The following is a 12,221-nucleotide window of genomic DNA, read 5'->3' on the forward strand; positions in this document are numbered from 1 at the left end:
CAACTTGTTAAAGAGCAGTTGGTTAAGGCTTTCGTCTCAACCGAGGCGCGCATCCTACGCTAACCTCATCTTTCGTCAAGCTTTATTTTTCGAAAATTTCTTTTCTACTCAATCGCTTGGACTTCCGAGAAGCCAAACCTCTCATCAGCGGGAGGCGCATTCTACAGCGATCAAACTCACTGTCAAGCACCTCGGCGACCTTCTTTTCAGCTCACTGCCGGAGCAGCTAATGAAGAGCGACAAGTGAATCACCTGCCTGATCACCACTCTCACCTTCGAATCTCTGTAAGTACTTGATTTTCAAGTTCTTTCAGCGCTTCGTCGCTGGGAGTGGTGCGCATTATAGGGAGTTTAAATTGGCCGTCAACGACTTTTTGCAGAAAGATGACAAAAGGCTTCTCCCCTCCTCCTTCTATATAGAAGGAGCTCCGTCCTGCAGCCGCACTACCCTGGCGCATCAGCACCGACCATGCAACTGAATCGCGCCCCATATAGAGACGACGCCGCTGAACCGCCCATCTCAAGGCAGGCTTCCCAGATTCCTACGCGCTTTGCAGGTTGCCGCCTCGGAAAGCCCTCATCCATCCTCCGCCCGTCACGGTCATCCCGTGGCCTGGTTTGACGACCTGAACTGAGATGGCGCGAAAGCGCTGGAAGCGCATGCGGGAAACAGCAACAGTTTCCTGTAGGCCCTTTCATGCCTGTAGTATTCACTACTGGCTCTATGGCGGATCGCGCGGGGAGACCCTCGGGTCTGCCGGTTCCATCTCCCGGTTCGTCAACCCTGCGCGGTCCGCCACCCTTCGTTTGACGACGAAGCGTGGCGGCTCCTCAACCTCGTAGATGGAGCTTCACCATGCAAGACGCCTACAAGCCTGTCATCTTCCAACGCCACACCTATCAACTGCGCACCGTCCTGATCGACCGCCAACCCTGGTTCGTCGCCCACGACTTCGCGCTCCTGATCAACGCCCGCCGCCCCTATCGCCTGCCAAAGCGCATGGACCCGGAACAAAAACGCGCCGTCATCCTGGAATACCTCAGCGGCTTCCGCGAAGAAGTGGAAGTCATCAGCGAATCCGGCGCCTACAAAGCCCTCTACCGCTTCTGGCACCCCGAACACCGCAACATCGCCAAATGGCTCAGCGACGAAGTCCTCCCCACCCTCCACGACTCCCAGCACATCCCCGACACCAACCCCCGCCGCGCCTTCATGACCTGGGCCGACCAACCTATCGGCGTCATCAAGTGGCAAGGAGAAATCTGGATCGCACGACGGGATCTGCCGACTTTCCTGGCGACACAGGATGATTGGGCGCTGAGAGACGCGCCGAGCTGGCGGTCGATATAGGGAATTTTTGCGGGAAGAGAAATGCAAAAGGCCGGTTCATTGCTGAATCGGCCTTTTAGACTTGGTCGGAACGGAGTGATTCGAACACTCTACCCCATGCCCCATGCGGAGGTCGAACTTATAAGTATCTGATTTTATTAGGATAATTTTTAGCACTCACAGGTGCTGTTGCTCTAAGCCATCCGACGGTTTTCAGCGATTTTCCGCAAAAACCACTAGCCTATGGACACAAACTTTGTGCAGCTTTACAGCGCGGAATTCAGACTATAGGCGGCAAACCCAGCTCTTTGAGGAAGGCGTTATGTTTATCACGCGCCTTGCGAATGCGGTCGTCCAGCTCCACCAACTCGGCATTGACCACATTTAAGTCGATCTCCACCTCAACGCTGGCAGTGCTGATGTACCGGGAAATATTCAGGTTGTAGCCATTCTTCTCGATCTCCACCATTCCCACCCGGCGTGCATAGCGGGGCTCTTCCTTGCGGAACTGGTAGGCCTCGATGATCTTGGCGATGTGCTCTTCGGTCAGTTGGTTCTGGCGTTTACCTTTGTCGAAAAGCTCCGCCGCGTTGATGAACAACACATCGTCCGGCTGTTTGCACTTTTTGAGCACCAAAATGCATACCGGAATGGCCGTGGAATAGAACAGGTTGGAGGGCAGGCCGATAACTGTGTCGACATGGCCGTCCTTCAGCAGTTTGGTGCGGATGCGCTCCTCGGCGCCGCCGCGGAAGAGCACACCGTGGGGCAGGATAATGGCCATCACGCCTTCGTCTTTCAAAAAGTGAAAGCCGTGCAGTAGGAAGGCGAAGTCCGCCGCAGATTTAGGCGCCAAACCGTGATTCTTGAAGCGCACGTCATCGGCCATGGCTTCGCTGGGATCCCAGCGGTAACTGAAAGGCGGGTTGGCGACCACAGCGTCGAACGCAGGTTTTTTCGCCGGGTTCAGCTCACGCAGAATGTCCCAGTCGTTGCTCAGGGTGTCACCGTGGTAAATCTCGAACTCGGTGTCCTTGACTCCATGCAGCAACATGTTCATGCGGGCCAGGTTGTAGGTGGTGATGTTCTTTTCCTGGCCGTAAATCTTGCCGATGCCATGGGCACCCATGCGCTTGCGTACGTTGAGCAGCAATGAGCCCGAACCACAGGCAAAGTCCAGCACGCTTTCCAGGTGTTTCTTGGTGCCGGTCTTGGGGTCTTGGCTGTCGAGTGTGACGATGGCGGACAGGATGTCGGACACCTGTTGCGGGGTGTAGAACTCGCCCGCTTTCTTGCCCGAGCCAGCGGCAAACTGGCCGATCAGGTATTCGTAGGCATCGCCCAGGGCATCAATGTCTCTGGAGAACTCGGCCAGGCCCTCGGCGATTTTCTGGATGATAGTGCAGAGCTTGGCATTGCGGTCGACATAGGTTCTGCCCAGTTTGGGAGAGCCCAGATCGATTTCAGAGAACAGGCCCTGGAAGGTGCTTTCGAACGACTCAGTTTCGATGTATTTGAAACCCGCTTGCAGCGTCGTGAGCAACTCTCCGTGCTGGGTACGAGCCATATTGGCGATGCTGTTCCACAGGTGCTGTGGCTGGATGACGTAATGCACCTTGCGGCGCATCTGTTTTTCAAATTCGGTGATGTCATCCGGGTTGTTGGCATACCAGAGCGCCAGCGGCACACGGAGGTCTTCGCCTTCGACACTGGGGTAATCCTTGCCTAACTCCTTCTTGGCCACCGCTTCATAGTTATCAGAGAGGTAGCGCAAGAAGAGGAAAGACAGCATGTAGTCGCGGAAATCGTCCGCATCCATCGCCCCACGCAAATGGTCGGCAATGGCCCAGAGAGTATTACCAAGTTGTTTTTGGTTCTGTTCGATCATGGCCTGTCGTCGTCCGGTTCGGCGGCTGGGAGCTCGCTGTCGAGCCCGCCGATCAAGCGTTTCTCGCGCTCGATCTCCGCAATCAATTCTTCATCGTGGGTAGTATGCGCCGGTAATCGAGCTAATCAGCCTATTGGCGCAAAGCTTGGCGGCGTTCATCAGATATCTAGCTTGGCTGCGAGCTCGCGTCAGGATGGATTTGATATCGGCATAGGAGCGGGTCAGTTCACTCATGCTTGGGCAGCCCCACGTCGTTTCGAGGCAGGCTGTGCAAAAACCTCGGGCAGGGTGAACTCATAGCGGCTCAAGAAAGCATCCAGAATTTCCCCGAATAGCCGCTTGTTGTCGTCCACCATCTCGCTGGGCTGGTAAATGTCGTACTTGCCGTGGCTCAGCAGGTTCAGGGCGCGGGCAAACAGCTCGGCATCGTCCAGGCCGTGAATGCAGGCTGAAAAGTCGTCACGCCCGAAGAAGGTGGCGGTCTTCTCCAAGATGCTGCGCAGCATGTTGAAGTGGTAGGTGTAGAGCATGCCGCTGTCTTTGGCCTTCTTCAGCTCCGCCAGAATGGAAACGTGGTGGAAGAACGGCGTGTCGTCCGTGGCCCGCAGGGTGTAGGCGTTGCCGCGCTCGGGGCGCTGCAGGAGGTACTTTCTGTGCTTTTCGGTCTTCAGTTCGTTGCACACCACGTTGTAGAACAACGCGTGATGTGAAGACACCACTGCTTTGATCGAAGCTGCTATCAGCCGTGGCGCAGCATCAGGCGCGCCACGGCTATTTGCGGCGTCAGGCTCGGCGCGGGAGCGGCCTTCGGCCTTGCGCAGCAAGCGGGCCAGGTCGCTGGCCACCGCAATCGCGTTGTTGTCGTCCAGCGAGGTGATGGGGTCGTCGATATAGAGGTAGTCCACCCATTGATAAGACTCAGCCCCGTCGATCACCCGCTCACAGATGGCCATGAACACGCACCAGATAAAGATATTCTCTTCACCTCGCGACACCTTGATATGCCGAGGCGCGGCGTCATCCTCGCCCTTGTTAAAGCTGACAGTCCAATTCTGGTAGTCAATGTCGAAGCCGAAGTCGGCATAGCGGCGCAGGTAGTACGCGATGCGCTCATCCAGTGCCAGGTCTTTAAGGCCCCGGAAAAACTTCGACGTTTGGTTAATATGCAGCCGCCGTTCGCGGTCGTGCTCCAAGTCGTTGTCCCAGCGGAACAAGTCTTCGGTGAAGGCGTTGAAGTACAAAGTGTCGGGCTGGCCCTTGTTCTTGCGTTTACCCGCGTCTTTGAATTCCATCGTCAGCCGCGTTTTACCTGTGCCGTTGTAGGCGTAAAGCAGCACAAAATCCTGGCCACCGCCGTTCAGGTCATCCCGCAGGCGGTTGACCAGCCCACGCAGGCTGGTATAGCGGTGAATCTTTGCCTTCTCGCTCATGCCGCAACCATCTCCGTTGTGGGGAAAAGCTGCTGAATTAGTCCTTTTTTGTGAGTTTTGAGAGCTTCGAGTTTTTGGGTTTGTGCGGTGATTAACTCGTCGAGGCTGGTGAGGCAGTCAGCGATGCGCTGTTGTTCGGAAACGGAAGTCAACAGAACACTGACGTCGCGCAGGATTTCGTTGTTTATATTCTTCTGCACGCCAGTAGTCGCGACTTTGTTCAGATACTCTTTCTGACCCCGCATGATAAGTTCGAGAAACACGGGTGTGACGTTCTTTTTTGGAATGAGCCCGACAACACTGTCGGTGAAACATCCTTCAGTCTGAAGTAACCCTGTGTCTCCAATGTTTGCGGCGATTGTAACCAATACTATCGTCGGTTTGAAAAGCTTGCTAACGGCCAAGCCTTCTTCGTTCAATGACTGGCTCGCAATAACCGCCCCTCCTCCTGATTTAACAACGTCACCAGTTTGGATGAAGGGATATTGCCCACCGAAAAACCTCGGATCGTTGCGTGGCCGATGAGAGAACTTGCCGCGTTGAATCTCACAAACGGTGCCAAGCTTTTTTTCTTCCCACTCCCCGGCGTTTTGGAATTCAGGAAAGCGGAGGCGGGGTTGGGTTTCGCCTTCGCGGGGGAAAAGCTGCTGCATCAGACTTTTTTTATGGATTTCGAGTGCATCCACTTTGCGGCCTTGCGCGGCGATCAGCTCGTCCAGCGAACTTAGGCAGTCGGCGATTTTTTGCTGTTCAGCTGATTGCGTCGGAAGCGGCAAACGGCCAGATAGAAAGGTGGTATTTGTAATCTGAAGTGTATTTTTGGCCCCTTTTTGACAAAGAGGGGCGAGGAAGTCTTTTGATCGATTTGGCGATTCGAAATAGGCCTCGATCAAGAAACCTAAATATGGGTTGCTCGGGGTGAAAACTCCGTATAGCGGTGAGAGCGCCACCTCACCATTAAACTTGCATTGTTTCACAATGCCAAATGGGAAAGCTTTCAACGGACTTTTTGTGTAAACCACATCAAACTGTCGCCCAATGGTGTAATGCGAAGTATCAGCAGCAGCAAAACTACGACCTAAAAGCTCGATCTGGTTGACAATGCCGTACTCCATCGAAACCGAGAAAACGTCACGGCCAGCAGTATTTTTGATTCTGTGTTCCTTGAGGTTTTTTGAAAGAGGGTCATAAGACCACGATCCATCAAAACCCGGAAACCGCAGCTTCGGCACTAATGCCGATTTGTTCTCTTCCATCACATCATTTGCTTGTTGCTTACTGCTCATACGCGCTCAGTCCTGAAATCTCGCGGCCTTGGGCACGTTTGTTAAGAAGGGGGTACAACTCTTTCATCAGCGCCTCTTCCGCCTGGGCACGGGCTTTCCAGCCCAGATCGAGCGGCTCCATCAGGTCGCTAAGTTGGTCGCCGTCGAAGATCATGCGTTGCAGAGTGCAATCTACGAACGCTTGCAGGGCGTCTGGGGCGAGCAGGTGCCGGCTGGCAATATCCGCAATTTCGGCAGCGTCCTTGAGTTGCTTGAAGTGGCTGTAGCCGTCGCGGATCGCGCTTTCGCTCAGGCCTTCGCCAGCCTTGAGGGTGGCGATATAGGCGGCTATGTCGTCGCGCTCGTTGATGAACTTGGCATCGGCTTGGATCAGGCCGATCAATTGTTCGCGGCTCATCTTCTGCTTGCTCGGCTCTTGCTGCGAGAAGCGCGACATCAGCCCCATGATGTAGTCGTAGTCGATCACGGCTGAGGCGAAGAGCACAAACTCGAAATCGAGCTGATCCACGATCTCGTTGTTACCGCCGTCGTCTTTGTCGTTCTTTTCCTGCTGGGCTTTGAGGCGCTGGGCCGTTTCCAGATAGGCGCCGCGAAAGCCCAGCAGGCTTTCCTTCGGCAGAATCTGTTCGATGGCAGCGGCGTTGTCGGCGGTGAGATCGGTGTATTGGTCGAGCTGGGTTTTCAGGCGCTGCACTTCTTTGAAGCGACCGATAAACGCGGCGCGAGCGTCGTCGCCTTTAAGGTTGTGTACGTCTTCCGGTGTGCAGGCCAGGCCTTGGGAGCGCATGAGGTCGTCGAGCTTTTGCACGGCAACCTGGAGTTTTTCAATCACCACAGGGGCTTTGTCCACCAGCCAGATTTCGCGGGCCGGTTTGCCGCTCTGCTCACCAGAGAAACGGGTAATGGCGGTGTCGACCGCCTCCTGCTGCTGACGGAAATCCAGAATGTTTCCGTAGGGCTTCGTGCTGTTCAGTACACGGTTAGTACGCGAAAAAGCCTGGACCAAACCGTGGTACTTGAGGTTCTTGTCCACGTACAGGGTGTTCAGGTACTTGGAGTCGAAGCCGGTGAGCAGCATGTCGACCACAATGGTAATGTCGATTTTCTGCGCATACGGGTAGTCGGCATTGGACCATTGCTGGTCCTTGATGCGCTTTTGCACATCCTGATAGTAGGAGTCGAACTCGCCGATGCTGTGGTTGCTGCCATAGCGCTGGTTGTAGTCGGCCAGGATGGCTTTGAGCGCGGCTTTCTTGCCTTCCGGGTCTTCTTCGTTGTCCTGCTTTTCTTGCGGCAGGTCTTCCTGAATCTGTTTGACGTCGGCATTGCCTTCGGCTGGCGGCGAGAACACGCAGACGATATTCAGCGGCTGGTAATCCGGGTCGGTTTGGCATTTGGCCTGTTGCACTTCGGCAAACAGTCCATGGTATTCGATGGCGTCGTTGATGCTGGCCGTGGCCAGAATGGCATTGAAACGGCGCTGAGCGGTGGCCATGTCGTGTTTGGCCAGAATGGCTTCGACCACGGCGCGCTTGGCCAAGACTTCCTCTGGCTTGGGCGTTTTCTTGCCCTCTGGCTTGAAGTAGTCGATATGAAAACGCAACACGTTGGCGTCTTCGATCGCGTGAGTGATGGTGTAGGCGTGGAGCTGCTTCTCGAACAGCTCATCGGTGGTTTGGTAAGACGCTTGTTCGCCTTCCACTTTTACCCGTGTGGCGTTCTCTTCGAAGATGGGCGTGCCGGTAAATCCAAAGAGCTGGGCCTTGGGGAAGAACTCCTTGATGGCCTTGTGGTTGTCGCCAAACTGGGAACGGTGGCATTCATCGAAGATGAACACCATACGTTTGTCGCGCAGCGGTGCCAGCAGCTCTTTGTAGGTGGGCTGGTCGTTGCGTTTGCGCTGCTTGTTGCGCTTGCTGCTTTCATCCAGGGCGAGGCCGAGTTTCTGGATGGTGGTGACGATCACCTTGTCGGCGTAGTCATCGGACAGCAGCCGGCGCACCAGCGCAGCGGTGTTGGTGTTCTCCTCGACACAGCCTTCCTGGAACTTGTTGAATTCCTCACGGGTCTGGCGATCGAGGTCTTTGCGATCGACCACGAAAAGGCATTTCTCGATCTCGGGGTTGTCCTTAAGCAGGGTGGAAGCCTTGAAGGACGTGAGGGTTTTGCCGCTGCCGGTGGTGTGCCAGATGTAGCCGTTGCCGCAGTTCTGCTCGATGCACTCGACGATGGCTTTGACCGCATAGACCTGATACGGGCGCATCATCATGAGCTTCTGCTCGCTGGCGATCAGCACCATGTAGCGGCTGATCGTCTGGCCAAGCGTGCATTTGGCGAGGAAGGTCTCGGCAAAGCGGTCGAGATAAGTGATCTTTTTGTTCGCCTCGTCGGCGAACTGATAGATGGGTAGGAAGCGTTCATCGGCGTTGAACGAGAAATGCCGGGCGTTGTTGTTGGCGAAGTAGTAGGTGTTGCCGCGGTTGCTGACAATGAACATCTGCAGAAAGCACAGCAGGGTTCTGCTGTAGCCGTTACCGGGGTCGTTCTTGTATTCGACGATTTGCTCCATGGCGCGACGCGGGTTGACACCCAGGGTTTTCAGCTCGACCTGAACGCACGGCACGCCATTGATGAGGATGAGCACATCGAAGCGGTGGTGGCTATTGTCAGTGTTGATGCGTAGCTGGTTGACCACCTCGAAGCTGTTCTTGCACCAGTCTTTGATGTTGACCAGGGCGTAGTTCAGCGGGGTGCCATCTTCACGGGTGAAGGCATTACGCTCGCGCAAGGTGCGTGCAGCCGTGAACACATCGGGGGTAACGATCTCGTCGACCAGGCGGGCGAACTCGCCATCGGTCAGGGTGACGCGGTTGAGTGCGTTGAATTTCTCGCGAAAGTTGCGTTCCAGCGAGGCGCGGTCGGTAATGTCGTCGCGGTAGGTGTACTTGAGCTCAACTAGCTTCTCGATAAAGCCCTGCTCGATTTTTTGCTCACTCATTGCGGATGCTCTGCAATCTTCATTTGGCCCTTAGTAAAACATGGCCATTATGAATTTCCACGTACTTAGCGGGAAGGGTCGTGCGTGCGGCAGATGAAGCTGGTGGACCTGAGCGAGCACCACCTCTGTGTAGCAATGGCAATTAGAATGTAACCCGCCTAACAAGGCCAATGAAAAAGGCCAGTCGTTTCCGACTGGCCTTTTTCATTGATAATTTGGTCGGGACGGAGTGATTCGAACACTCGACCCCTTGCACCCCATGCGCTTATTTCATGGATTTACATGGACGCTAGTGGACACCGATGGATCGCCTACACCCTAGTAAATACGGGGCATACAGGCTAAATTAGCGTCCATCAAGATCCATGAGCATCCACCGACAGCCAAGCGATTCGGTGGGGCAAAAGTGGGGCAAAATTCCAAAGCGACCGAAACGGGCAAGGGGTAGAAGGTGGCAAAACTGACGGCGAAGCAACTGGAAGCGCTCACCTCGGCCGACGACGGCAAGACACTGCGTGAAGACGGCGGTCTGGTCGCAAAGGTTCGCGCTGGCGTACGCGGCATCACTGTCATGTTTCGCTACGAGTTCAAACTGGATGGCACCAAGCGCGATCATCGCCTGGGTAGCTGGCCCAAGAAGTCGCTGGCGCAGATTCGGGCCGAACGCGACGAAGTGAAAGCGACAGCCGCCAAAGGGATCGACCCCACCGCTGCCCGTAAGGCTGCCAAGATCGAAGCCCAGGCCGCCATCGCCGCGACCATTGCCGAAGCTGAACGTCAGGCCGCAGAAAACAAGACAGTCGCCGACCTCTTTGAGGAGTGGATGCGTGATGGCGTATCACGCCAGGACGGTAACGCCGAACTGCGCCGCAGCTTCACCAAGGACGTGCTGCCGCTCATTGGCAAGAAGCCTCTGCGCACCCTGACTGAGAAAGACTTGCTCAACGTCCTACGGTCAGTAAAAGCCCGCGGCTTGAACCGCACTGTCGTGATCCGCAGCAAGGACATCGGCCAAATGCTGCGCTGGGGAGAGAAACGTAAGCCATGGCGCACTCTCATGGCAGACGGCAACCCGGCCGACCTGGTAGAGGTCGACAAACTGCTCGACCACGACTACGAGGAACAGCGTGATCGCCTGCTCTCTCCTGACGAAATCTGCGAGCTACGCGACATCTTCGCCCGCCTTGAGCGCGACTACGGCGCCCTCCCTGCGGGCCAGAAATACTCCGGCATCCGCCCGGTCAATCCGCGCGTACAATGCGCCGTCTGGATCTGCCTGAGCACCCTCTGCCGTATCGGCGAGCTGCTCAAATCAGAATGGCGCTATGTGGATCTGGAAAAAGGCACCTGGTTCATCCCAGCCGAAGCAACCAAGGGCCATAAAGGCAAGCGCCAGGATCACCACGTCTTTCTTTCAGCCTTTGCCCTTGAGCAGTTCAAGCGGCTGCATAAAGAAACCAGCCATACACCGTTCTGCTTCCCTAGCAAGGATGGCAATAGCCATGTCGATACCAAAACAGTCAGCAAACTAATCGGTGATCGACAGTGCCGCTTCAAGAACCGCAGCAAACCTCTTACCGGCCGTCACCATGACGATTCACTGGTGCTGAGCAAGGGCACCAAAGGTGAATGGACCCCGCACGACTTGCGCCGCACGGGTGCAACCATGATGCAGGAACTAGGCATCACTCTAGAGATCATTGATCGTTGCCAAAACCACTTGCTGGGTGGATCCAAGGTACGCCGGCACTATTTGCATCACGACTACGCGAAAGAGAAAACGGAGGCTTGGCGGACTCTCGGGGAGAAATTAGAAACAATCCTAAGTACATCCTCGACCACCTAAGTAGCCGTAAAGACCGCCCCAAGTGGCGGGCCTTGAGCTCCTCCAATCGCACTCCGACGCCCGAAGCCAAATTTCTAAAAATGAAGGCCGCCAGGACTATCTTTCCAGTACCTCAGTACAGCAAGCGGCTCCACCATGTCCGCTAAAAGCGGCCTCTCGGAATCCACTCCGACAATCGGAAGAGTCTACTTGCCTATAGCGCGAGCAGGATGAAAGAACTCATGCGCGTCCCCTTCCATATGAAATCATCCATACTGGTCGCATAAACAAATGGCGAAAGGTCGGATTTACTGGTCAGTAGAGAATGCAGCACCCAGGATCTGACCATAGACAGTCTGATAGAAATGCTCAGACATGCTCCGCCATATGGAGTGCGCAAAATGTATTCGACTCGTCTCCCCTGCCTGTACGGCCTGAAGAAGCGGCTCGTATCCCTGCATCGCTACGAAGTACTCCAACATCCGGTCGCTGATGAAATAGAAGCGCTCCTTATCGAGCCCTCGGTCGTCAGCATCGACATCAAGGCGACCGTAGAGATAAGCCATTTCATCCTGGTCGTCACCACCGCGTTCGTTGAGCGGCTCTCTATCGAGAGGCCGCCCATTGAACTGGACGTGCAAGGATTTATGGCATGTTCGACAAAGAGTGATTCCGTTGCCCAGCTCGTACTTCCCATCCGGAAAAGTGGCACGACGAAAAATATGATGCGCCTGGATACCTTGCGAAGACTCGCAATGCACGCATCGATAGCCATCTCGCATCCGGACGAAGCGCCCCCACAGAGTCAAGCACCACCGCATCGAACGCTCCGCATTGACAGCCCGATCCAATGCAACTCTCGCAGCCTCTAAACGACTAATATCTGGACGGATGCCCTGGAATCTCTCTCTCGGGAACAACATGGCACGCTCACTTGCAGCTATCACTGCAGAGACCATCCTGTCGATGGAGGACGGCTTCACTAGCACCCTAGCGGCCTCAATGGCACTTAGCCACCAAGCAGCGATCGCAACCTGACAATTGACGTGACGCGTCACGTGATCGATGATCTCGCACAACCGATGCCAAGGATGACTAGAAATGTACTGGATCGAGATCTGCACCGACGGCAGCTACGTGGTGGATGGCCAAGAATTTCCCCTTCTGTCCGAGGGTATCGAAGAGCTTGAGAGCAACGACGGCGAGCGTTCCGGCAACGATTGGGTGAAGTACTCCACCCCGTTCGAGCTTGAAACCGAGCACGGTGTTTTCGTTTGGGAAGTCCAGCTCATTGAGTACCTCGAGCTAGGTGTCGTCAGTCTATTGGGTTATCAGATCACCGAATATCCGGCTCATGTCTTCCTAAAAGACGAAGTCATGTTCCGCATCCAGGATGGATGGGCTTACCCGACAGAACCGACACTCGACTTGAAACCTCGAGTGACTAAAATGCGCCTCGCTTGA

At 55.2% G+C, this 12,221-nt stretch carries 9 protein-coding genes; 5 read left to right on the forward strand and 4 right to left on the reverse strand.

Annotated features, from left to right (window positions below):
- On the forward strand, nucleotides 1–247 hold a 247-nt coding region (locus N5C91_RS29285; RefSeq protein ID WP_279833875.1), incomplete at its 5' end, for a hypothetical protein.
- Between the two features lie 609 nt (nucleotides 248–856).
- Nucleotides 857–1,351, forward strand: a complete 495-nt coding sequence (locus N5C91_RS29290; protein WP_279833876.1) for a BRO family protein — start codon at nucleotides 857–859, stop codon at nucleotides 1,349–1,351.
- 259 nt (nucleotides 1,352–1,610) lie between these two features.
- Here the strand turns inward: N5C91_RS29290 and N5C91_RS29295 are convergent, their stop codons facing one another.
- The 4 genes from N5C91_RS29295 to N5C91_RS29310 all read right to left on the reverse strand — a co-directional run bounded on the left by N5C91_RS29295 (nucleotide 1,611) and on the right by N5C91_RS29310 (nucleotide 8,932).
- The gene (locus N5C91_RS29295; RefSeq protein WP_279833878.1) at nucleotides 1,611–3,218 is read right to left on the reverse strand and encodes a type I restriction-modification system subunit M; all 1,608 of its coding nucleotides are present in this window, start codon (nucleotides 3,216–3,218) and stop codon (nucleotides 1,611–1,613) included.
- Between the two features lie 230 nt (nucleotides 3,219–3,448).
- Nucleotides 3,449–4,648, reverse strand: coding sequence for an anticodon nuclease (locus tag N5C91_RS29300; RefSeq protein WP_279833880.1), 1,200 nt, complete (start codon nucleotides 4,646–4,648; stop codon nucleotides 3,449–3,451).
- A complete protein-coding gene (locus tag N5C91_RS29305) occupies nucleotides 4,645–5,934 on the reverse strand; it encodes a restriction endonuclease subunit S (RefSeq protein WP_279833882.1) in 1,290 nt (429 codons plus the stop codon). Before N5C91_RS29305 ends, N5C91_RS29300 begins: the two co-directional genes overlap by 4 nt.
- Nucleotides 5,924–8,932: a type I restriction endonuclease subunit R gene (locus N5C91_RS29310; RefSeq protein ID WP_279833884.1), complete on the reverse strand. Its 3,009-nt coding sequence runs from the start codon at nucleotides 8,930–8,932 to the stop codon at nucleotides 5,924–5,926. Before N5C91_RS29310 ends, N5C91_RS29305 begins: the two co-directional genes overlap by 11 nt.
- Before the next feature lie 451 nt (nucleotides 8,933–9,383).
- Between N5C91_RS29310 and N5C91_RS29315 the strand changes: the two genes are divergently transcribed.
- The 3 genes from N5C91_RS29315 to N5C91_RS29325 all read left to right on the forward strand — a co-directional run bounded on the left by N5C91_RS29315 (nucleotide 9,384) and on the right by N5C91_RS29325 (nucleotide 12,221).
- Nucleotides 9,384–10,778, forward strand: coding sequence for a site-specific integrase (locus N5C91_RS29315; protein ID WP_279833886.1), 1,395 nt, complete (start codon nucleotides 9,384–9,386; stop codon nucleotides 10,776–10,778).
- Between the two features lie 380 nt (nucleotides 10,779–11,158).
- Complete coding sequence (locus N5C91_RS29320; protein ID WP_279833887.1) at nucleotides 11,159–11,629, forward strand: hypothetical protein; 471 nt, start codon at nucleotides 11,159–11,161, stop codon at nucleotides 11,627–11,629.
- A 229-nt stretch (nucleotides 11,630–11,858) separates the two neighbouring features.
- Nucleotides 11,859–12,221, forward strand: coding sequence for a hypothetical protein (locus tag N5C91_RS29325; RefSeq protein ID WP_279833888.1), 363 nt, complete (start codon nucleotides 11,859–11,861; stop codon nucleotides 12,219–12,221).

Origin of the sequence: Pseudomonas sp. GD03903, assembly GCF_029840045.1 — a bacterium.
In the GTDB taxonomy this organism is placed as follows: Bacteria; Pseudomonadota; Gammaproteobacteria; order Pseudomonadales; family Pseudomonadaceae; genus Pseudomonas; species Pseudomonas pseudonitroreducens.